Genomic DNA, 20,959 nt, shown 5'->3' with positions numbered 1-20,959 from the left:
GCCACTAAGAGACTTGGTCGGCAAGTGGAACCGTGCGCCTGGTCTCCGCCGACTCGAACGCGGCCTTCACCACCTCCAGTCCGGTGATCGCGTCGGCGACCGGGACGGGGGTGCCGCCGGCCGCGACGATGGCGTAGAAGTCCTGGTAGCTGCCCCGCTCGGTCTCGACCGGGCGACCCGACAGGGTGCCCCACGCCTCCTCCGGGTCCGCGCCCCAGCCGGTGCCGCCCGGCACCGCGCCCGCCTTCAGCAGCTCCTCCTGCGGGTCCATCCCGTGCTTCACGTACGCCGCCCGGTCGCCCAGCACGCGGAAGCGCGGGCCCCGGTCGGCGGCCAGCGCCGACGCCCACAGGTGCGAGACGACGCCGCCGGCGTGGGTGAGCGCCAGGAACGCGTCGTCGTGGGCCTTGGCGCCCGGCCGCAGCGTCCGCACCTCCGCGTAGACCGCGGTGGGCCGGCCGAACAGCGCCACCGCCTGGTCGACCAGGTGCGTGCCCAGGTCGTACACGATGCTGCCGAGGTCCGCCGGGTCGCCGGACTCCTTCCACGACTCCTTCGGCTCCGGCCGCCACCGCTCGAACCGCGACTCCCAGCGGTGCACCTCGCCCAGCGCGCCCTCGCGGACCAGGCGGGCGACGGTGCGGAAGTCGCCGTCCCACCGGCGGTTGTGGAACGGCATGAGCCGCAGCCCGCGGTCCGCCGCGACCGACGCGAGGGCGCGGGCCGCCGCCGGCGAACCGGCGAAGGGCTTGTCCACCACCGCGTGCAGCCCGTGCTCCAGCGCCGAGCGCGCGTGCGCCGCGTGGTGCCGGTTGGGCGTGGTCACCACCGCGAGGTCGAACTCGTCCGCCCGTCGCCACACCTCGTCGACCGCGGTGATCACCTCGGTGCCGGGGTACCGCGCGAGCACCGCGGCGCGGCGCTCCGGGTTGCCGGTGACCACGGCGGACAGCGTCAGCCCCTCGGTGGTGGCGATGAACGGTGCGTGGAACGCGGCTCCTCCGAGCCCATAGCCGATGAGTGCGGTGCGCATGGGCCGAACCCTAGGCTTCCCACGTCGTGGACGCCCTGTCGCGGTCCGTGGCACGGCGCTAACTTCATCCACATGAGTTTCCTGGTGACGCGTCGCCACGTCGACTACGCGCGTGTCAGCAGCATGGCCTGTCGCATCGGCTGACCGACCACCGCGCGTCGCCCGCGGCGCGCCCGGACCCCACCCCGCGCGCCTCCCCGGCGCGCTCGCACCGCACGCGTCGCCCTCGTCGCGCTCGCCGGCACCCGCGCGTCGTCCGCCGTCGCACCGGCACCGCAACCCCGCGCGTCTTCCGGCGCGCTCGCACCGCACGCGTCGACCCGGCGCGCCGCACCACACCCGGCGCGCCGACCTCGACGTGCCCGCACAACCCCCGCGCGTCGTCCTCCTTCGTCGCGCTCGCACGACCCACCAGCCCTGACAGGAGCCCCGGCATGTCCTGGTCCTTCGAAACCAAGCAGGTCCACTCCGGCGCGGCGCCGTGCCCGGAGACCGGCGCCCGCGCCACGCCGATCTACCAGACCACCTCGTACGTCTTCCGGGACACGGCGCACGGCGCGGCGCTGTTCAGCCTCGCGGAGCCGGGCAACATCTACACCCGCATCAACAACCCCACCCAGGACGTGCTGGAGCAACGGGTCGCCGCCCTGGAAGGCGGGGTGGCCGCCGTCGCGTTCGCCTCCGGCCAGGCGGCCGAGACGGCGGCGATCCTGAACCTCGCGCGGGCGGGCGACCACCTCGTGTCGAGTTCCTCGCTCTACGGCGGCACCTACAACCTGTTCCACTACACGCTGCCCAAGCTCGGCATCTCGGTGTCCTTTGTGGACGACCCGGACGACCTGGAGGCGTGGCGCGCCGCCGCGCGCCCGGAGACGAAGCTGTTCTTCGCCGAGTCGCTGGGCAACCCGCGGAGCAACGTGCTGGACATCGAGGCGGTGGCGGGGGTCGCGCACGCGGCCGGCGTGCCGCTGGTGGTCGACAACACCGTGCCGACGCCCTACCTGCTCCGGCCGCTGGAGCACGGTGCGGACATCGTCGTGCACTCGGCCACGAAGTACCTCGGCGGCCACGGCACCGCGATCGCGGGCGTCGTCGTCGACGGTGGCCGGTTCGACTTCGGGGACGCCGAGCGGTTCCCCGACTTCAACGAGCCGGACCCCAGTTACCACGGGCAGCGGTACTGGCCCGCGCTGGGGCACGGGGCGTTCGCCGCGAAGCTGCGGGTGCAGGGCCTGCGGGACACCGGCGCGGCGATCGCCCCGTTGACCAGCTTCCTGATCCTCCAGGGGATCGAGACGCTCTCGCTGCGCATCGAGCGGCACGTGGCCAACGCGCGGGAGCTGGCCGCGTGGCTGGAGGGGCGCGACGAGGTGGCGAAGGTGCACTACGCCGGGCTGCCGTCGTCGCCGTGGCACGCGGCGGCGCGGAAGTACCTGCCGGGCGGCGCGGGCGCGGTGGTGTCGTTCGAGCTGCGGGACGGCGAGGAGGCGGGCCGGGCGTTCGTCGACGGCGTCGAGCTGTTCAGCCACCTGGTGAACATCGGCGACGTGCGCAGCCTCATCGCGCACCCGGCGAGCACCACGCACAGCCAGCTCACGCCCGAGGAGCAGCTCGTCACCGGCGTCACGCCGGGGCTGGTGCGGCTGTCGGTGGGCATCGAGGGCGTCGAGGACCTGAAGGCCGACCTGGAGGCCGGGTTCCGGGCGGCCAAGTCGGTGCGGTGAGCGACGGGACCACTGCCGGGGAGACCCCTCCCGTCACCGGTGGGTGGCGGGAGGGCGCCCCGAACGGGCGACGCCGGTGGTTCCGGGGCACGCTGCCCGGCCTGCCGGGCGCGCCGGCCGGCCTGCCGGTGCGGATCGCCTACGAGACCTGGGGGGCGCTGAACGCCGCGCGGTCCAACGCGGTGCTGGTGCTGCACGCGCTGACCGGCGACAGCCACGTGGCCGGCGGGGTGTCGCCGGGCCACCCGACGCCGGGCTGGTGGGACGGGCTGGTGGGCGCGGGCAGGCCGCTGGACCCGGAGCGGTGGTTCGTCGTCGCGCCCAACGTGCTGGGCGGCTGCCAGGGCACGACCGGCCCGTGGGAGACCGCGCCCGACGGGCGGCCCTGGGGCGACCGGTTCCCGAGGGTGTCCGTGCGGGACCAGGTGGCGGCGGAGGTGCTGCTGGCCGACGCGCTGGGCATCGGGTCGTGGGCCGCGGTGCTCGGCGGGTCGATGGGCGGGATGCGTGCCCTCGAATGGGCGATCTCCACGCCCGACCGGGTGAAGTCGTTGCTGGTGCTGTCCGCGCCGGCCGCGTCCACGGCGGAGCACATCGCGCTGGCCTCGGCGCAGCTGCACGCCATCCGGGTCGACCCGGTCGCGGGACTGGGCGTGGCGCGGCGGATCGCGCACGTCGCCTACCGGACCCGGGCGGAGCTGGAGGCCCGGTTCGGGCGGGAGCGGCAGGCGGACGGGCGGTACGCGGTGGAGTCCTACCTCGACCACCACGCGGACAAGCTCGTGCGGCGGTTCGACCCGGAGAGCTACGTGGTGCTCACCGAGGCCATGAACGGGCACGACGTGGGCGCGGGGCGCGGCGGGGTGCGGGCGGCGCTGCGCCGGGTGACCGCGCGGACCGTGGTGGCCGGCGTCGACTCCGACCGGCTCTACCCGCTCGCCCAGCAGGCGGAGATCGCGGAGGGGCTCGGCGTGGACCTGCGGGTGGTGACCTCGCCGCACGGGCACGACGGGTTCCTGATCGAGGTGGAGCAGGTCGGCGCGCTGGTGGCCGAGTTGCTCAAGGGCCTCGACGACGACGGCTGAGCGGGCCGGGGAGGACGGGGCAGGGCCCGCAGGCGTGGTGCCGGTGCCCGCGGGCCCTGTCGCGGTCGGTCGGTGGCGCGTCACCCGGAGGCGGGCGGGGTGTCCCGCCCGCTGGGTCGGCCGCGGGTCAGAAGCCCGCGGTGATCCGGGTGAACTCCCAGTCCGCCTGCGGGATGCCGGAGCAGTTGGACGACACCTGGCCGTCGCAGCCGCCGCGGTCCCGGTTGACGGCCCAGAAGGCGAACCGGCCGAGGCCGTTGGACTTCGCCCAGTCGCGCAGCGCGGTCCAGTCGGCCGTGGTGGTGACCTCCTTCTGGTCGGACAGGCCGTTCATGCCGGAGATGCCCGAGTGGTTGAACGCCACGGCGTCGGACCAGCCGAAGACGGACTTCAGCTTGTTCTTCAGGGCCGTCGTCGCGGCGATGGTGTCGGCGCGGACGTTCGAGCTGCCGAAGTCGAACGGCATGAGCGTGTACACGTCGATGTTCGCGCCCAGTGCCTGCGACCGCTCGATGAGGCGGTTGCCCCAGGAGTTCGGACCCGTGCGGGTCGTCGGGATGGTGACGATGGTCTGGATGCCGGGGTTCGCCTGCTTGACGATCTTCAGCGCTTCCAGGATGCGGTCCTGCACGGCCGCGTTCTCGAACTCGTCGGTGTTCTCGATGTCGATGTCGATCGCCTTCAGCCGGTAGGCGTCGATCACCTTCTGGTACGCGCCCGCAAGCGCTTGCGGGGTGCTGCAGTTCGGACCGAGCTTGTTGCCGCTCCACCCGCCGAACGACGGGACGACGTCACCGCCCGCCGCGCGGATCTGGTTGATCGCCGTGGCGTCGATGCCGCCGGTCAGCGGCCGGTTGCCGTCCCAGGCGGGGTTGCAGCCGCCCTGGGCCAGCACGAACGCCATCGTGAACCACTTGATGCCGGTCGCCTTCATGACGGTCTGCGGCGCGGGCGGGTTGCCCCAACCCAGGAACAGGTAGGGCGCGCCCCGGCCGGCGATCGGGTCCGGCCCGTCCTTGGTGGTCGCGGTGACCTGGTTGGAGGCGTCGGACGTGTTGCCCGCCGCGTCCTTCGCCCGGACGGTGAACTGGTAGGCGGTGGCCGGGGTGAGCCCGGACACCGTCGCGGTCGTGCCCGTGACGCTGGTGGCGACGGTGTCGCCGCGGTAGACGTCGTAGCCGGTCACGGCCACGTTGTCGGTCGCCGCGTCCCAGGCCAGCGCCACCGCGTTCGCGGTGACGTCGGTGGCGCGCAGGTTGGCCGGCGCGGTGGGCGCGGTCGTGTCGTCGCCGCCACCGCCCTCGCAGGACGCGCCGTTGACCTTGCAGTTCGCCGGTACGCCGGTGCCGGTGCCGACGAACCCGAAGGTGCGGGTCGCGCCGGCGGACAGGCTGCCGTTGTACTCCCGGTTGGTCGCCACGTAGTGGTTGCCCGTCCGGGTGATCAGCGCGTCCCAGTACGACCCCAGCGAGGTGCCCTCGGGCAGGTCGAACTCGACCTTCCAGGACGTGAGGGCGCCGGGGCCGCCGTTGGTGATGGTGTACTTGCCCTCGAAGCCGCTGCCCCAGTCCTGGGGTTTGGCGAACGTGGCCGTGACGCCGGGCGCGGCGGATGCCGCCGGCCCGGTCAGCGCCAGTGATCCGATGGCCAGCGCGCTTGCCGCCAGCAGCGCGCCCAATCGTGGTTTCATGCGGGACTCCTCGGCGGATTGGCAGGGTAATCGCGCCCACCGGGGAGACTGGTCTAGACCACCGGGCTTGTCAATGGCCTTCACTCGTCCAAAGCCGCCTCGATCCAGGGTGCCACCGCCAGATCGCGCACCTCGCACTCCAGCGCGAGCTTCACGGTCCAGCGCAGCGCCTGGAGCACCACCGTCGCCAGCTCCTGGGGCCGGCCGTTGGCCAGGGCGATCTCGATCTGCTCGGCCGCCGCCTGCTGGTCGCCGTGGACCTCGGCCAGCAGGGTGCGGATCGCCGTGCGGACGGGCGGGTCCGCGTCGTCGATCGGCACCTCCTGGCCGTCCTCGTCGAACACCTGCATCTTGACCGGGGTCGCGCCACCGGACCCGAGGGCGGCGACCATGTCGCTGCACTCCGAGAACAGCAGCAGCACCAGCTCCCGGATCTCCTCGTTGCCCTCGGGCGACCCGCTGAGGTAGCCGGTGACCAGGTCGACCGCGACGGCGTCCTCCCCGTCCTTGGCGGCGACCAGGGCTTCACCGGCGACGGCCGTGAGCCGTGCCCAGCGATCCGGATCATGCTGCGGGTGCATTCAGCCATCTTCCATCACGGAGTAGGGGCGCACAGCTCTGTCTATTGCCTACCTGGTGGCGTTCGGGTGCCGCAACGGCTTGTCGCACCGACCGCCGGGGTGCTACCCGGGTATGACACACCCCGGCGTCATGTGCCGCGCGGGGCGGTGCGCCTAGCATTCGGCGCGTGATCCGCACATTTCTCCAGGTCGTGCTGCTCTCCGACCGCACGCGGGTCTTCGACGGGTTCCGGTTCCGCCGCTACGCCGCGGCGGCCTTGCTCCTCCACGGCCTGGTCGTCGCGATCAACATCTCCGTGGGCTACGTGCAGGCCAGGGACCCGGACGGCTGGTGGCCGCTGCTGTTCGCCCTCGTGCTCGGCAGCTTCGGCCTGCTGCTGCGCTCCGCGCTCGGGGCGTGGCGGCTGGCCACGGCGGGCGTGGTGGTGGCGTGGCTGCTGGGCCCGCCCGACGCCGGTCTCCTCCAGGGGTGGGGCTGGTGCTGGTACCTCCCCGTGCTGGTCACCGTCGGGCTGCTGCACCGCGGCCGGGTCGTGGCCGTCGTCGCGTCGCTGACCACGGGGGTCGTGTACCTCGTCAGCGCGGCCGGAAACCTCGACCTGTTCCCGCCGACCGCGGGCTTCCTGCTGCTGTGCCTCGCGCTGGGGTACGCGTTCGGCTCGCGCGGGCGGGCCGAGCAGCGCTTCCACGCCGAGCGCGACGCCAAGGCCGCGCTGGTCGAGCGGGCGCGCATCGCCCGCGAGATGCACGACGTGGTCGCGCACCACATGTCCCTGGTGGCCGTGCGCTGCGAGACCGCCCCCTACCGGATCGCCGGGCTGCCCGAGGACGGCGTCCGCGAGTTCGCCGAGTTGGGTGACGCCGCCAGGGCCGCGATCACCGACATGCAGGGCCTGCTCGGCGTGTTGCGCGCGACCGACCAGCGGGCGGACCGCGCGCCCCAGCCCGGCCTGGCCGACATCCGCGCGCTCGCGCCGCGGGCGGTGGTGGCCGACGTGGCGGTGCCCTCGGCGGTGGGGCTGACCGCGTACCGGGTCGTGCAGGAGGCCCTGACCAACGCCGGGCGGCACGCGCCCGGCTCGTCGGTGTCGGTCGTGGTGTCGGTGGTGGACGGGGCGCTGGAGGTGTTCGTGCGCAACACCGCGGGCGGGCCGTCGACGGGCGGTGGCGGCGGGCACGGGCTGGTCGGCATGAGGGAGCGCGTCGCCGTGCACGGCGGGTCGCTGGACGCCTCGTCCACCGAGGACGGCGGGTTCGCGGTGCGCGCGAGGATTCCGTTGGGGGAGCGTTGATCAAGGTGCTGGTGGCGGACGACCAGGAGATGGTCCGCGAGGGCTTCTCGGCGTTGCTGGACGCGCAGCCGGACATCTCGGTGGTTGGCTCGGCGGGCGACGGCGCGGCGGCGGTCGCCGAGGTGCGGCGGCTGCGCCCGGACGTGGTGCTGATGGACATCCGGATGCCGGGCACGGACGGGTTGGCCGCCACCAGGCTGCTCGCGGACGACCCGGTGAAGGTGCTGGTCCTGACGACGTTCGACCTCGACGACTACGTGTACGAGGCGCTGCGCGCGGGCGCGGGCGGCTTCCTGCTCAAGCACGCCCCCGCGCGGGAGCTGCTGGAGGCGGTGCGGGTCGTGGCGCGGGGCGACGCGCTGCTCGCGCCCTCGGTGACGAAGCGCCTGATCGAGGACTTCGTGAAGGCGCAGCCGACGCGGGTCGTGAAACCGGCGCGGCTGGCGGCGCTGACGGACCGCGAGACCGAGGTGCTGCGGCTGGTCGCCACCGGGCTGTCGAACACCGAGATCGCCGCGCACCTGGTGCTGGCCGAGCAGACGGTGAAGACGCACGTGAGCCGCGTGCTGATGAAGCTGGGCCTGCGCGACCGGGCGCAGGCGGTGATCGCGGCCTACGAGTCGGGCCTCGTGGTACCGGGGTAGCACCCCGGAACCGGCACCCCGGTGTGACGATCCGGGCGTCGTCGCCTTCCTAGCTTTCCGGGCATGGGGAAGCTGATCGCGGCGCTGGCCGCGCTGATGGTGCTGGTGACGCCGACCGGCGTCGCGACGCCGGTCGACCGCGTCGAGGTGTACGGGGACCTGGCGCGCGCGCGGCACGTGGCGGTCGTGGTGCCGGGGTCCGATGTGGACGGTGCGCGGTTCGACGCCACCGTGGGCCGCATGGCCCGCGCGGTGCGGGCGCGAGCCGGGCGGGACGACCTGGCGGTGGTCGCGTGGCTCGGCTACCGCACGCCGTCCGGCGTCGGCGTGGACGCGGCGAGCGGTCGCCTGGCCCGCGCCGGCGCGGTGGCGCTGGCGCGGTTCGTGCGCGGCCTGCCCGGCGAGGTGCACCTGCTGTGCCACAGCTACGGGTCGGTCGTGTGCGCGCTGGCCGACGTGCGGGTCGCCGACATGGCGTTCCTGGGCAGCCCTGGCGTGCGGGTCGCGTCGGCGGGCGAGCTGCGGGCGCGGGTGTGGGCCGCGCGCGGCGCCGACGACTGGACGCGCTGGGTGCCGTCGGTCCGCCTGGGCGACCTGGGGCACGGCGTCGACCCGACCGATCCGGCGTTCGGCGCGGGCGTGTTCGACACCGGTGAGGCGCGCCGGCACGACCAGTACTTCGACCCCGGCACGGCGTCGCTGGGCGCCCTCGCCCGGATCGCGGTGGGTGAGCGGCCGTGACCCGCGACCCGGTGGTCGACTCGATGCGGGCGCTCGCGATCGGCGGCGTCGTGCTGGGCCACTGGCTGGTGACGTCGGTGGTGGTGGCGGACGAGGGGCTCGTCGTGGACAGCCCGCTGCGGTGGCTGCCCGAGTTCGCCCCGGTCGGCTGGGTGCTCCAGACCCTGGGCCTGTTCTTCTTCGCCGGCGGGTTCGCGGCGGCGCGCTCGACGACGCCGTGGCTCCGCCGGGTGCGCCGGATGGCCGTGCCGGTGGCGGTGCTGTCGGCCTGCTGGGCGGCGGTCCTGTGCGGGCTGTCGCTGCGCGGCCTGCCGCAGCAGACCGTGCTGACGGTGGGGTACCTGGTCGTGACGCCGCTGTGGTTCCTGGTCGTCCACGCGGTGCTGCTCGGCGCGACCCCGCTGCTGCGCCGGCTCGGCGGGTGGGGCCTGGCGATCCCGCTCGCCCTGGTCGCGCTCGACGTCGGGTGGGTGAACGTGCTGGCCGTGTGGTGCGCGCCGTGGCAGCTCGGCGTCCTGGCCGCCCGGCACGGCCACCGGCGGTCGTGGGGCGCGGCGCTGTTCGGCGCGGGCGCGACCGCGTTCGCGGTGCTCGTGGCCAACGGCTACCCGATGAGCGCGGTGGGCGTGCCGGGCGCGGAGGAGTCCAACCTGTTCCCGCCGTCACCGGCCGCGCTGGCCCTCGCGTTCGCCCAGATCGGGCTGGTGCTGCTCATCCGGCCGACGTTCCGGGCGCGCCGGCTCAACGCCCGCGCGCTGCCGGTCTTCCTGGCGCACCAGAGCGCCCTGCTGGTGGTGACGCTGGTCGGGGCGGCGTTCGGGCCGCTACCCGGCCTGCACACCGTGCCCGACGACGCGCTCTGGCTGCTGGAACGGCTCACCTGGCTGCCCGTGTTCGCCTGCGTGACCCTGGTCCTGCTTGGGTATCGCCGCGAGCAGGGCCACGGCGATGGTCGCGACGTGCAGCGCGACCATCGCGGCGGTGGGCTCCAGGACGAGCAGCGGCGGCACGCAGGCCAGGGCGGTGAGCAGCCACGGCCGCCTGCCGTGGCAGGTGCCGGTGTGCGCGGTGTGCAGCAGGTACCAGCCCAGCAGCAGGTGGATGAGGTTCTGCAGCGGGTCGACGTCGAACACCACGAGGGTGCCCGCCGCGCCCGCGAAGCCCGTGACGACGAACCCCAGGACGCCCAGCACGCCGAAGGCGACGCCGAGCGTGGCCGCGAGCCGGGTGCGGTGGGTCTCCCTGGCGTGGCAGGGCAGCAGCGCGGCGGTCCGCTCGAACCGGTGGAACGCGGGCAGGACGGGCAGCAGCAGGAGCACCAGCAGCGAGAGCCACCGGGGCCGGGCCACGACCCAGTCGAACGCGGTGGGCGCGTCCAGCAGGCCGAGCAGCCCGAGCACCGCGGCCAGCGCGGTCAGGTAGCCGAGGTAGACGGTCATCGGCGCGGAGCGCGCGTAGTCGACGACCCGCCACGGCGTGCGCCTCGCGAGCCACGCTGACACGCGCTCGCGGGCCAGCAGCACCACGCCGAGCTGGGCGAGGCCGAGCACCAGCAGGCACACCGTGGGCGGGCTGAGGTTGGAGCCCGCCTCGCCGGGCACGGACATCATCGTGCGCGGGTAGCCGCCGACCGTGACGAGCGCCGCCAGGACGGGCACGGCGACGACCACGAGCGCCGCCCGCGCGCGGCGCGGCAGGCGGGTGAGGCTGCCGTCGGCGTAGTGGAACCCCAGCTGTTGCAGCAGCAGCGCGCCCAGCACGAGGTTGAGGTAGCCGCCGGCGCGCCAGGAGAGGCCGATCCGCAGCGCGTCGACGACGATCAGGGCGGCGACCAGCGCGACCGGCGTGACCAGGCGGGCGCGGCGGTGCAGCGCGGCCATCACGGGCGTCGCCGCGACCGCGACCAGGTAGAGGCCGAGGAACCACAGCGGGTGGGCGATCAGCCGGCCGAAGGTCTCCACGCGGTGCTTCGGCACGTCCAGCAGCTCCAGCGGCAGCGGCAGCACCAGCCAGGCGAGCACGAACGCGAGCACCGGCCGCAGCAGCCAGCTGATCCGGCTGACCAGGTAGCGGCCGTACCCGCCGCCGTCGGCCTGCACCGCGAGCCAGCTCGTGAGGTTGGCGTGCCCGCCGGCGAAGTAGAACACCGGGATCGTCTGGAGCAGCCAGGTGAGCAGCCAGAGCCAGGACGCGCCGACCCCGGCCCAGTGCAGCACGGTCAGCAGCGACTGCCCGACCACGACCAGGCCGAGGCCGGTCAGGCGCAGGAACGCGGCGTACCGGTCCTGCGGCCCCACGGCGGGCGCGGGCGCACCCGGCGCGGGCGCACGCCTGCGGGGCAGCCGGGCCGCGAGCAGGAACACGACGACGGCGCTGCCGAAGCCCCACGCCAGCACGGGCTCGTGGCCGGGCGGCCCCCAGCGCTGCCGCCACGAGTTGAACTCCAGGCCGGCGGCGTAGAGCCCGGCCACGGCGTGGCAGCGGGAGGCGCTGTCGCGCGGGTTGCGGTCGCACTGGCCGTGCATGTCCGCCGCGAGGCGGGCGTCGAGCGACCTGCGCGCCTCGGGCGGCAGCGGCCGTCCCTTCAGCTCGGCGTAGCGCAGCAGGTCGTACCCGAGGTCGTGGGCCCGGCACCCGGTGCCGAAGTCCCACTCGGTGTCGCCGGCGGGACCGGAGCACCCGCCGTGCGGCGCGACGGCGCGGGTGGTGCCGTCCGGCGCGGTGACGGTGACCGGCGAGCGCCCGGTGACGGCGGTGAAGTCGGCGGGGAACCCGGCCAGCGGCGACACGCCTGCCAGCGGTCGGGTCAGCGCCTCGACGGCCTCGGCGGCGACGGCGACGTCACCGGTCAGCGGGCGGTCGTCGGCGGCGCCCGCGGGCCGGGAGGCGACCACGCCGCAGCAGAACACCGCCAGCGCGACCAGCAGCAGGCGGGACCAGGCGGGCAACCGGCCCAGCAGTCGAGCACCCCACCAGCCGCCGACGCCGTCCACCCCGAGCCCGCTCATCGACCGCCAAGGTTACGGATCGGCAACGCGGCGCGCCAACCGGCCACCCCCACCGCGCCGGGGGCCGGCCCCACCCCCTACGCCTCGCTCGGGCAGGCGCCCACGTCGGTCCAGGTGACCTCCTTGCCGCGCTTGGTCGCGAACGTGCCGGGCGGCTCCAGGCACTCGTACCCGCCCACCTCGTGCGTGTCCGGGTCGGTCCACCGGTAGTAGCGCCGGCCCCGGTCGGCCGGGATGGGGTCACCGCTGCGGTGCCTGGACGGGGGTCCGGCTCCGGGGTCCTCGGACATGGCGCTCCTCCGCGGACGGGCTCGGGCCGGGGCTCGGGGGCACGCTACGGCGCCCGTCGCCGGCGCGCTCGGTCAACGCGGCCCGGTGCACCCATCGGGTGGTGTGGTGTGCTCCCGGTCCACGGCTCCGCGCGCGAGCGCGGCCTGCCGGTCCGCCTCGCCCAGCGCCGCCGCCCGGATGTTCTCGCCGGCCAGCTTCGCGCCGGCCAGCCGCGCGCCGCCGAGGTCCGCCGAGGTCCGCGCCGCGCAGGTCGGCGACCCGCAGCGCCGCGCCGGCGAGGTTCGCGCACCGCAGCTCCGCGCCGGGCAGCTCCGCGCGAGGTCGACCGAGGCGCTGTGGCCCAGGCCGACCAGGGCGGTGAGCGCGGCGTCCACGTCGATCAGCGCGCGCTGGAAGCCCGCCTCGCAGTGGAACCGCCCGTCATCCCAGCGGATCGGTCGGTGGTGCCGCACGAACGCGGACAGCACGCGGCCGACCGTCGGCCCGTCCGGCGGCGAGTCGTGTGCGAGAGGTCCGGGCCGGGGGGAGGGGTCGCGGGGTTCGGCGGGGTGCGGCGCGCCCCCGGTGCCGGCGGGTGATCACGACCACCTCATCGACCGGCGGAGGGACCCGCTTGAGTCGCGCCGTGCGGTGACGACGCCGCGGCGGTGGCCGCCCGGTGCGGGCGGCGCGGTCACCCGGTGGCGGGCTGCGCGGTGACGGGCTGCGCGGTCACCAGGACGCCCGCGGTGGTCAGGGAGGCCAGCGCCATGCGGGTCAGCAGGGCGGCCATCTGGTCGCGGTCGAGGTGGGCGCTGTGCGGCGTCGAGTTGATGAGGCCGAACACGGCGTGCGCGGCGGCGCGGGCGGTCGGCTCGTCCACCGCCACGCTCTCCTGGAGCGTCGAGACCCACACCTCGACGTACCGGCGCTGGAGCGCCCGCACGCGGCGGCGGTCCGGGTCGGTCAGGTTCGCCAGGTTGCGCATCTGGACGGTGATCAGCGCCGGGTCGTCCAGCGCGAAGTCGACGTGCCAGCGGACCAGGGCGTGCAGGGCCGCCGCCGCGTCGGGCGACGCCGACACCCTGGCCTGCCCGCCTTCGAGCAGGCGCTCGGAGATCGACGTCAGCATCTCGCCGAGCATCGCGTCCTTGCTGCGGAAGTGCCGGTAGAGCGCCGGCCCGGAGATGCCGACGGCCGCGCCGATGTCGTCGATGCCGACACCGTGGAAGCCGTGCCGGGCGAACAGCTCGGCCGCCGCGTCCAGGATCTGCTCCCGCCGCGTCTGCTTCACACCTTCGGCTGACACGGCACCCATCCTAAACGCGTCGGCGGCAAAACGTAAACGAGCGTTAACCGCGTGGCCGGCCGCGGATCTTCGACCGGTCGGGTTGTAACGCGAAGTTGTTTCCCGACCAGGTCTTCTTACCGCGCGTACCAGCTGGTAACTCTGGATGTGCTCCGCATCACCACCCTGCGTGTTTCCCTCCGGGAGGCTCCTCGATGCGCCCTGTCCGAACCCTGCTCGGCGCCGCCCTCGCCGCGGCCGCCGCGCTGCTCACCGCCGTACCCGCGCAAGCCCAGGCCGGCGCGCACTACGTCGCGCTCGGCGATTCCTACTCCTCCGGCACCGGCACCGGCTCCTATTACGGCGACAGCGGCTCCTGCAAGCGCAGCCAGTACGCCTACCCGGCGCTCTGGGCCGCGTCGCACGCGCCCGCGAGCTTCAAGTTCGTCGCGTGCTCCGGCGCGCGCACCGGCGACGTCCTCGCCAACCAGGTCGGCGCGCTGAGCGCGGCCACCACGCTGGTCAGCATCTCGATCGGTGGGAACGACGCCGGCTTCACCGACGTCATCAGCACCTGCACGTTCGGCTCCGACCAGACGTGCCGCACCAGGGTCGAGGAGGCCAAGACCTACGCCACGAAGACGCTGCCCGGCCTGCTGGACAACGTCTACGCCCAGATCCGGGGCCGCGCGCCGTCCGCGAAGGTGGTCGTCCTGGGCTACCCGCGCCTGTACAAGGTGCCGGGCTCGTGCTCGGTCGGCCTGAGCGACACCAAGCGCTCGGCGATCAACTCGGCCGCCGACACGCTCCACTCGGTCGTCTCCGGCCGGGCCGCCGCGAAGTCGTTCACCTACCGCGACCTGCGCGGCGCGTTCTCCGGGCACGAGATCTGCTCGTCCGACTGGTGGCTGAACAGCCTGTCCTGGCCGGTCGAGGAGTCCTACCACCCGAACCGGGACGGCCAGCGCCTCGGCTACCTGCCGCACCTGGCCGCCGTCACCGGCTGACACCCCGGCGACGGGTGGAGGGGGTCGCCCCGGCGGCCCCCTCCACCGCTGCCGGGGTGGTGGACGGAGTCGTTAACAAGCGCTAACATCGCCTCGGGTTAACGACTGCTAACCGCGAGGAGTCCCGGCATGGACGCGCCCGTCCTCCGCAGCGCCGCCGACAAGTCGGGCGAGGCGTTCCGGCGGTACGCGGACGAGCACACCGCCCTCGTCCACGACCTGCGCGCCAAGCTCGCCGCGGCGGCCCGCGGCGGGTCGGACAAGGCCCGCGCCCGCCACGTCGAGCGCGGCAAGCTGCTGCCGCGCGACCGGGTGGACACGCTGCTGGACCCCGGCTCGCCGTTCCTGGAGCTGTCACCGCTGGCCGCCGACGGCCTCTACGACGGCGAAGCGCCCGCGGCGGGCATCATCACCGGCGTCGGTCGGGTGTCGGGGCGCGAGTGCGTGGTCGTCGCCAACGACGCCACCGTCAAGGGCGGCACGTACTACCCGATGACGGTCAAGAAGCACCTGCGCGCGCAGGAAGTGGCGTTGCAGAACCGGCTGCCGTGCGTCTACCTGGTCGACTCCGGCGGCGCGTTCCTGCCCCGGCAGGACGAGGTGTTCCCGGACCGCGAGCACTTCGGGCGGATCTTCTTCAACCAGGCCACCATGTCCCGCCTGGGCATACCGCAGATCGCCGCCGTGCTCGGCTCGTGCACGGCGGGCGGCGCGTACGTGCCGGCGATGAGCGACGAGGCCGTCATCGTGCGCGGCCAGGGCACGATCTTCCTCGGCGGCCCGCCGCTGGTGAAGGCCGCGACCGGCGAGGTCGTCACGGCCGAGGAGCTGGGCGGCGGCGACCTCCACGCGCGCACGTCCGGCGTGACCGACCACCTCGCGGACGACGACGCGCACGCGCTGCGGATCGTCCGCTCCATCGTCGGCACCCTCGGGCCGCGCGCCGAGCGGCCCTGGCGCGTCGAGCCGAGCGTCGAACCGGCGGTGGACCCGGACGAGCTGTACGGAGTGGTGCCCACGGACAGCCGCACGCCCTACGACGTGCGCGAGGTGATCGCGCGGGTGGTCGACGGCAGCCGGTTCCAGGAGTTCAAGAAGGAGTACGGCGCGACCCTGGTCACGGGGTTCGCGCGCATCCACGGCCACCCCGTCGGCATCGTGGCGAACAACGGCGTCCTGTTCGGCGAGTCGGCGCTGAAGGGCGCGCACTTCATCCAGCTGTGCGACCGGCGCAGCGTCCCGCTGGTGTTCCTCCAGAACATCAGCGGGTTCATGGTCGGCCGCGAGTACGAGGCGGGCGGCATCGCCAAGCACGGGGCGAAGATGGTCACCGCCGTGGCGTGCGCGCGGGTGCCGAAGTTCACCGTCGTCATCGGCGGCTCGTTCGGCGCGGGCAACTACTCGATGTGCGGCCGGGCGTACTCGCCGCGGTTCCTGTGGATGTGGCCGAACGCCCGCATCTCCGTGATGGGCGGCGAACAGGCCGCGTCGGTGCTCGCGACGGTGCGGCGCGACCAGCTCGGCGACTCGTGGTCGGCGGAGGACGAGGAGGCGTTCAAGGCGCCCATCCGCCGCCAGTACGAGGACCAGGGCAACCCGTACTACTCCACGGCGCGGCTGTGGGACGACGGCGTGATCGACCCGAAGGACACCCGCACGGTGCTCGGGCTCGCGCTGTCCGCGGCGGCCAACGCGCCGCTGGACCCTGTCGGCTACGGCGTCTTCCGGATGTGATGGGCATGTTCGACTGCGTCCTGGTGGCCAACCGCGGCGAGATCGCGGTCCGCGTGATCCGCGCGCTGCGGCGGTTCGGGATCAGGTCGGTCGCCGTGTACAGCGACGCCGACGCCGACGCGCAGCACGTGCGGCTCGCGGACGTGGCCGTCCGCATCGGACCCGCCGCCGCGCGCGAGAGCTACCTGTCGGTGGAGCGGGTGCTCGACGCGGCGCGGGAGACCGGCGCGCGGGCGATCCACCCCGGCTACGGCTTCCTGTCCGAGAACGCCGAGTTCGCGCGGGCGTGCGAGAAGGCCGGGCTGGTGTTCATCGGGCCGCCCGCCGACGCGATCGACGCGATGGGCGACAAGATCCGCGCCAAGCGGACCGTGCGGGCGGCGGGCGTGCCCGTGGTGCCGGGCCGCACCGAGGTCGGGATGACCGACGACGACCTGGTGGCCGCGGCCGGTGAGATCGGGTTCCCGGTGCTGCTCAAGCCGTCCGCCGGCGGTGGCGGGAAGGGGATGCGCCTGGTGCGCGCGCCGGCGGAGCTGCGCGACGCGATCGAGTCGGCCCGCCGCGAGGCGCGCGGCTCGTTCGGCGACGACACCCTGCTCGTCGAGCGGTTCGTCACCAACCCGCGGCACGTCGAGATCCAGGTGCTGGCCGACGCACACGGCGAGGTCGTGCACCTCGGCGAGCGGGAGTGCAGCCTCCAGCGCAGGCACCAGAAGATCATCGAGGAAGCGCCGTCACCGCTGCTCACGGCGGAGGCCCGCGCGGCGATGGGCCGCGCCGCCGTGGACGCCGCGAAGTCCGTCGGCTACGTCGGCGCGGGCACCGTCGAGTTCATCGTGGACGGCGGCACCGGCGACTACTTCTTCATGGAGATGAACACCCGCCTCCAGGTCGAGCACCCGGTGACGGAGCTGGTGACCGGGGTCGACCTGGTGGAGTGGCAGCTCCGCGTGGCCGCCGGCGAGCACCTCCGGCTGGGCGACGTGCGGCTCACCGGGCACGCCGTCGAGGCCCGCGTGTACGCCGAGGACCCGGCGCGCGGATTCCTGCCCACGGGCGGCACCGTGCTGGCCCTGCGCGAGCCGGACGACGTGCGCGTGGACTCGGCGCTGCGCGTGGGGCTGACCGTCGGCAGCGACTACGACCCCATGCTGGCCAAGGTGGTCGCGCACGGCGACACGCGCGAGGAGGCGTTGCGGCGCCTGGACTCCGCGCTCGGGCGGATGGTGCTGCTCGGCGTGACGACGAACATCCCGTTCCTGCGGGCGCTGCTGGCCGACGAGGACGTCCGCGCGGGCGCGCTGGACACCGGCCTGGTCGAGCGCAAGCTGGCCGGGCTGGTGCGCGACGACGTGCCGGACGAGGTGTACGCCGCCGCCGCGCTGGAGCGGCAGCTCTCGCTGCGCGGCGAGGACCCGTGGGAGCGGACCGGCGGCTGGCGGATCGGCGAGCACGCGTGGACCACCTGGCGCGTGGGCGACGTGGACGTGCGGGTGCGCGGCGAGGAAGTCGTGGTGGGCGAGGGTGAACCGCGCCGGCTCACGGCCTCGGTCGTGGACGGCGACCTGGTCGTCGGTGCCCGCCGGTACGCGATGGCCCGCGCCGGGAACGTCCTGTGGCTCGGCGCGGACGGCCGCACGTGGGCGTTGACCGAGACCGAGCGGTCCGAGCTGTCCGCGCACCGGGCCGAGGGCAGCGCCGGCCCGGTCACCAGCCCCATGCCCGGCACCGTGCTGGTCGTGCGCGCCGCGTCGGGCGACCACGTCACCGCTGGTCAGGCGCTGTTCGTGGTCGAGGCCATGAAGATGGAGCACACCGTCACCGCACCCGTCGACGGCGTGCTCGCCGAAGTGAACGTCCGGGCGGGCCAACAGGTCGCGCTGGACGAGACCCTAGCCGTCGTCGTGCCCCACCAGGAGTGAGCGATGTTGGACTTCCGCCTCGACGAGGAGTACGAGGCCCTGCGCAAGACCGTCGAGGAGTTCGCGCGGGAGGAGGTCGCCCCGGTCATCGGCGGGTTCTACGAGCGCGAGGAGTTCCCGTACGGGATCGTGGCGAAGATGGGCCGGATGGGCCTGTTCGGCCTGCCGTTCCCCGAGGAGTTCGGCGGCATGGGCGGCGACTACTTCGCGCTGTGCCTCGCGCTGGAGGAGCTGGCGCGGGTCGACTCGTCCGTGGCCATCACGCTGGAGGCGGGCGTGTCGCTCGGCGCGATGCCGGTGTACCGATTCGGCAGCGCCGAGCAGCGGGCCGAGTGGCTGCCCGCGCTCTGCTCGGCGGCGAAGCTCGGCGCGTTCGGGCTGACCGAGCCCGGCGGCGGCTCGGACGCGGGCGCGCTGCGCACCACCGCGCGGCTGGACGGCGACGAGTGGGTCCTCAACGGCACCAAGGCGTTCATCACGAACTCGGGCACGGACATCACCGGCCTGGTGACGGTCGCGGCGGTGACCGGGCGGCGGGAGAACGGCAAGCCGGAGATCTCGGCGATCATCGTGCCGTCCGGCACGCCCGGCTTCTCGGTGTCCCGCAAGTACTCCAAGGTCGGCTGGAACGCCTCCGACACGCGCGAGCTGTCCTTCCAGGACTGCCGGGTGCCCGCCGCGAACCTGCTCGGCGAGCGCGGGCGCGGGTACGCGCAGTTCCTCCAGACGCTGGACGAGGGCCGCGTCGCGATCGCCGCGATCGGCGTCGGGCTGGCGCAGGGCTGCGTGGACGAGTGCCTGCGGTACGCCGGCGAGCGCGAGGCGTTCGGCCGTCGGATCGGGGAGTACCAGGCGATCCAGTTCAAGATCGCCGAGATGGAGGCCCGCACGCACACCGCGCGGCTGGCCTACTACCAGGCGGCGGCGAAGATGCTGCGCGGCGAGCCGTTCAAGCGGGAGGCGGCGATCGCGAAGCTCGTCTCGTCGGAGGCGGCGATGGACAACGCCCGTGAGGCCACGCAGGTATTCGGCGGCTACGGCTTCATGAACGAGTACCCGGTCGGCCGGTTCTACCGGGACGCCAAGATCCTGGAGATCGGCGAGGGCACCAGCGAGGTGCAGAAGATGCTGATCGCCCGCGAGCTCGGCCTTCGATAGCGCCGCGTGCACGGACCGCGTCGCGTTGCCGCGCAACGGTTTCCGAGACCGGGCCTGTCCTTTCGGACGGGTGCCGGCCGCACTTCTCGGGCGTGCTCGGGTCCGATTAGGTCGGTTGCGCCAGTACTCTGTTGAAAGTTGCGGCCGAATGCGTCGTGCGCGCGGCGCGTGCGGCGGGGGATGCTGGGTGGGCCGGCGGGGGCCGGCGAGGAGATCAGGGGAGGGATCTGCCCGATGTTCCGTTCATCCACCGTCAGAAACCGCGTGCTCGCGGCCTTGGCCGCGATCGCGCTGCTGGTGTTCGGCGCGGCCCAGATGGCGTCCGCCGGCCCGGTGGGCGCGCAGGGCGCGCCGTCCTTCGAACAACCTCCGCTCAGCGCGGCGGCGCAGGAGCAGGCGAAGCTGGTCGGCGTCCGGTCCGCCCAGGTGACGCCGCAGCTCGTGTACGCCGTGGTCGACAACGGCACGTTGACCGGCCAGAACTTCGGCGCCTCGGGTGCGGCGCGGATCGGCGTCGGCACCTACGAGGTGTTCTTCGGCGCCAGCGACATCACGCGCGGCGCGTACGTGGCGACGCTCGGCCTGCCCGGCAACGTCGGCGCCTCGCCGTCCGGCGAGGTCAACGTCGTGGGTCGGATCGACACCGCCAACGGCCTGTTCATCCAGACCTTCGACTCGGCGGGCGCGCTCGCCGACCGCTCGTTCCACGTGCACGTCGCGTTCTGACACCGCGTCGGGCGTCGTCACCGGGCCGGTACCCGCGCGGGTGCCGGCCCGGTCACGGGAAGGCGCCGTGCCGCCCCTCGCCGGCGAGGAAGCGGCCGAGGCCGGCGCCCACCTCGCGCAGCGACACCAGGCCGTGCGCCAGCTCGTTGGCCAGCGCGTCCGCCTCGGTCATCCCGTCCTGCTCCAGCAGCGACAGCCGGTCCTCGCGCAGGCACGTCCGGGGGAACGCGGCGATCTCCCGCGCCAGCGCCTCGGCCGCCGACCGCGCCGTCCCGGCGGGCACCACGCGGTTGGCCAGCCCGATCGCGAGCGCCTCGTCGGCGAGCACCGGCCGACCGGTCAGCACGAGGTCCAGCGCCCGCGACCGCCCGATCAACCGGGGCAGCCGCACCGTGCCGCCGTCCACCAGCGGCACGCCCCACCGCCGGCAGAACACGCCGAACACGGCGTCCTCGTCCACCACCCGCAGGTCGCACCACAGCGCGAGCTCCAGCCCGCCCGCGACGGCGTGCCCGGACACCGCGGCGATGACCGGCTTGGACAGCCGCAGCCGCGTCGGGCCCATCGGGCCGGCGGGCGACTCCGGGTCGTTGCCGCGCTCGGTGCCCAGCGCCTTGAGGTCCGCGCCGGAGCAGAACGTGCCGCCCTCGCCGTGCAGCACGGCCACCGCCAGCGACTCGTCCTCGTCGAACTCGCGGAACACCTCCGCCAACGTGTGCGCGGTCGGCCCGTCCACCGCGTTGCGCACCGCGGGCCGGTGCAACAGGACCGTGCAGACCGGACCGGACCGCTCCACCCGTACCGCGCCCACGACGTCGACCGCCCCCGTCCGATGCTCACCCGAGCCGCGTCCCCGCCGGACGGTCGGGCCGCTCCCGGCGGCGGGACCGCCCGGCCCGCGCGTCCACACCTCGGGATCGGCGGGATCCGTGCGCCCAGTCTTCAACGCGCCGACCGCCGCGTCCAGTACCCGCGCGGTGACCACGGCGGACCGCGTCGCGCGGGTCCCCGCCGGTGCGGCCGGACGACCACCGGGAGGGTTACTACCGGGCGGTA

The 20,959-nt window shown here is 74.2% G+C and carries 17 protein-coding genes and 2 pseudogenes; 11 read left to right on the top strand and 8 right to left on the bottom strand.

Annotated elements, in window-relative coordinates; genetic code table 11:
* Positions 1–4 precede the first annotated feature (4 nt).
* A complete protein-coding gene (locus C8E97_RS30495) occupies positions 5–1,033 on the bottom strand; it encodes a Gfo/Idh/MocA family protein (protein ID WP_121009070.1) in 1,029 nt (342 codons plus the stop codon).
* Positions 1,034–1,458: 425 nt separating this feature from the next.
* On the opposite strand from C8E97_RS30495, the pseudogene C8E97_RS30490 reads away from it, so the two are divergent.
* Positions 1,459–2,757: pseudogene (locus C8E97_RS30490) on the top strand (bifunctional o-acetylhomoserine/o-acetylserine sulfhydrylase); the annotation flags it as partial.
* Complete coding sequence (gene metX, locus C8E97_RS30485) at positions 2,754–3,842, top strand: homoserine O-acetyltransferase MetX (RefSeq protein WP_121009066.1); 1,089 nt, start codon at positions 2,754–2,756, stop codon at positions 3,840–3,842. The pseudogene C8E97_RS30490 and the gene metX, both read left to right, overlap by 4 nt.
* 127 nt (positions 3,843–3,969) lie before the next feature.
* Here the strand turns inward: metX and C8E97_RS30480 are convergent, their stop codons facing one another.
* Together C8E97_RS30480 and C8E97_RS30475 are read right to left on the bottom strand one after the other, a co-directional pair.
* Complete coding sequence (locus C8E97_RS30480) at positions 3,970–5,532, bottom strand: cellulose binding domain-containing protein (protein WP_121009064.1); 1,563 nt, start codon at positions 5,530–5,532, stop codon at positions 3,970–3,972.
* A gap of 80 nt (positions 5,533–5,612) precedes the next feature.
* Positions 5,613–6,113 carry a hypothetical protein gene (locus C8E97_RS30475; protein WP_121009062.1) on the bottom strand — a complete coding sequence of 167 codons (501 nt, stop codon included), beginning with the start codon at positions 6,111–6,113 and terminating at the stop codon, positions 5,613–5,615.
* Between the two features lie 167 nt (positions 6,114–6,280).
* On the opposite strand from C8E97_RS30475, the gene C8E97_RS30470 reads away from it, so the two are divergent.
* The 4 genes and pseudogenes from C8E97_RS30470 to C8E97_RS36890 form a co-directional block, all read left to right on the top strand.
* Positions 6,281–7,405, top strand: coding sequence for a sensor histidine kinase (locus tag C8E97_RS30470; protein ID WP_121009060.1), 1,125 nt, complete (start codon positions 6,281–6,283; stop codon positions 7,403–7,405).
* Positions 7,402–8,049, top strand: coding sequence for a response regulator transcription factor (locus C8E97_RS30465; RefSeq protein WP_121009058.1), 648 nt, complete (start codon positions 7,402–7,404; stop codon positions 8,047–8,049). The genes C8E97_RS30470 and C8E97_RS30465 overlap by 4 nt, the downstream gene beginning before the upstream one ends.
* 63 nt (positions 8,050–8,112) lie before the next feature.
* Positions 8,113–8,790, top strand: coding sequence for an alpha/beta hydrolase (locus C8E97_RS30460; RefSeq protein WP_121009056.1), 678 nt, complete (start codon positions 8,113–8,115; stop codon positions 8,788–8,790).
* A gap of 23 nt (positions 8,791–8,813) precedes the next feature.
* Positions 8,814–9,644 (top strand): annotated as a pseudogene (locus C8E97_RS36890) (acyltransferase family protein); the annotation flags it as partial.
* Here the strand turns inward: C8E97_RS36890 and C8E97_RS30450 are convergent.
* The 4 genes from C8E97_RS30450 to C8E97_RS30435 all read right to left on the bottom strand — a co-directional run bounded on the left by C8E97_RS30450 (position 9,615) and on the right by C8E97_RS30435 (position 13,386).
* On the bottom strand, positions 9,615–11,798 hold the full coding sequence (locus C8E97_RS30450) for an acyltransferase family protein (protein WP_121009054.1): 2,184 nt from the start codon (positions 11,796–11,798) through the stop codon (positions 9,615–9,617). The pseudogene C8E97_RS36890 and the gene C8E97_RS30450 sit on opposite strands and share 30 nt — an antisense overlap.
* A gap of 77 nt (positions 11,799–11,875) precedes the next feature.
* A complete protein-coding gene (locus C8E97_RS30445; protein WP_121009052.1) occupies positions 11,876–12,088 on the bottom strand; it encodes a hypothetical protein in 213 nt (70 codons plus the stop codon).
* Between the two features lie 72 nt (positions 12,089–12,160).
* Positions 12,161–12,556, bottom strand: coding sequence for a hypothetical protein (locus C8E97_RS30440; protein ID WP_121009050.1), 396 nt, complete (start codon positions 12,554–12,556; stop codon positions 12,161–12,163).
* A gap of 206 nt (positions 12,557–12,762) precedes the next feature.
* Complete coding sequence (locus C8E97_RS30435) at positions 12,763–13,386, bottom strand: SACE_7040 family transcriptional regulator (protein WP_121009048.1); 624 nt, start codon at positions 13,384–13,386, stop codon at positions 12,763–12,765.
* 185 nt (positions 13,387–13,571) lie between these two features.
* Here C8E97_RS30435 and C8E97_RS30430 point away from each other — a divergent pair, with 185 nt between their 5' ends.
* The 5 genes from C8E97_RS30430 (at position 13,572) to C8E97_RS30410 (ending at position 19,903) form a co-directional block, all read left to right on the top strand.
* Positions 13,572–14,363 carry an SGNH/GDSL hydrolase family protein gene (locus C8E97_RS30430; protein WP_121009046.1) on the top strand — a complete coding sequence of 264 codons (792 nt, stop codon included), beginning with the start codon at positions 13,572–13,574 and terminating at the stop codon, positions 14,361–14,363.
* A 129-nt stretch (positions 14,364–14,492) separates the two neighbouring features.
* The gene (locus C8E97_RS30425) at positions 14,493–16,097 is read left to right on the top strand and encodes a carboxyl transferase domain-containing protein (protein WP_121009044.1); all 1,605 of its coding nucleotides are present in this window, start codon (positions 14,493–14,495) and stop codon (positions 16,095–16,097) included.
* Between the two features lie 5 nt (positions 16,098–16,102).
* Positions 16,103–18,019: an acetyl/propionyl/methylcrotonyl-CoA carboxylase subunit alpha gene (locus C8E97_RS30420; RefSeq protein ID WP_170212042.1), complete on the top strand. Its 1,917-nt coding sequence runs from the start codon at positions 16,103–16,105 to the stop codon at positions 18,017–18,019.
* A gap of 3 nt (positions 18,020–18,022) precedes the next feature.
* Positions 18,023–19,177 carry an acyl-CoA dehydrogenase family protein gene (locus C8E97_RS30415; protein WP_121009040.1) on the top strand — a complete coding sequence of 385 codons (1,155 nt, stop codon included), beginning with the start codon at positions 18,023–18,025 and terminating at the stop codon, positions 19,175–19,177.
* Positions 19,178–19,411: 234 nt separating this feature from the next.
* Entirely contained in the window at positions 19,412–19,903 is a 492-nt protein-coding gene (locus tag C8E97_RS30410; RefSeq protein ID WP_170212041.1) for a hypothetical protein, read from the top strand.
* Positions 19,904–19,955: 52 nt separating this feature from the next.
* On the opposite strand, the gene C8E97_RS30405 is transcribed toward C8E97_RS30410, so the two are convergent.
* A complete protein-coding gene (locus tag C8E97_RS30405) occupies positions 19,956–20,714 on the bottom strand; it encodes a crotonase/enoyl-CoA hydratase family protein (RefSeq protein ID WP_121012746.1) in 759 nt (252 codons plus the stop codon).
* Positions 20,715–20,959 lie beyond the last annotated feature (245 nt).

This window comes from Saccharothrix australiensis (assembly GCF_003634935.1).
Taxonomy (GTDB): domain Bacteria; phylum Actinomycetota; class Actinomycetes; order Mycobacteriales; family Pseudonocardiaceae; genus Actinosynnema; species Actinosynnema australiense.
This window is presented reverse-complemented; position numbering and strand designations above follow the sequence as displayed.

Excerpts from the sequence above, each read along its gene's own strand:
- C8E97_RS30495 (WP_121009070.1), bottom strand. The coding sequence starts at position 1,033 with ATGCGCACCGCACTCATCGGCTATGGGCTCGGAGGAGCCGCGTTCCAC.
- C8E97_RS30480 (WP_121009064.1), bottom strand. The coding sequence starts at position 5,532 with ATGAAACCACGATTGGGCGCGCTGCTGGCGGCAAGCGCGCTGGCCATC.
- C8E97_RS30475 (WP_121009062.1), bottom strand. The coding sequence starts at position 6,113 with ATGCACCCGCAGCATGATCCGGATCGCTGGGCACGGCTCACGGCCGTC.
- C8E97_RS30460 (WP_121009056.1), top strand. The coding sequence starts at position 8,113 with ATGGGGAAGCTGATCGCGGCGCTGGCCGCGCTGATGGTGCTGGTGACG.
- C8E97_RS30450 (WP_121009054.1), bottom strand. The coding sequence starts at position 11,798 with ATGAGCGGGCTCGGGGTGGACGGCGTCGGCGGCTGGTGGGGTGCTCGA.
- C8E97_RS30445 (WP_121009052.1), bottom strand. The coding sequence starts at position 12,088 with ATGTCCGAGGACCCCGGAGCCGGACCCCCGTCCAGGCACCGCAGCGGT.
- C8E97_RS30435 (WP_121009048.1), bottom strand. The coding sequence starts at position 13,386 with ATGGGTGCCGTGTCAGCCGAAGGTGTGAAGCAGACGCGGCGGGAGCAG.
- C8E97_RS30430 (WP_121009046.1), top strand. The coding sequence starts at position 13,572 with ATGCGCCCTGTCCGAACCCTGCTCGGCGCCGCCCTCGCCGCGGCCGCC.
- C8E97_RS30425 (WP_121009044.1), top strand. The coding sequence starts at position 14,493 with ATGGACGCGCCCGTCCTCCGCAGCGCCGCCGACAAGTCGGGCGAGGCG.
- C8E97_RS30420 (WP_170212042.1), top strand. The coding sequence starts at position 16,103 with ATGTTCGACTGCGTCCTGGTGGCCAACCGCGGCGAGATCGCGGTCCGC.
- C8E97_RS30415 (WP_121009040.1), top strand. The coding sequence starts at position 18,023 with ATGTTGGACTTCCGCCTCGACGAGGAGTACGAGGCCCTGCGCAAGACC.
- C8E97_RS30410 (WP_170212041.1), top strand. The coding sequence starts at position 19,412 with ATGTTCCGTTCATCCACCGTCAGAAACCGCGTGCTCGCGGCCTTGGCC.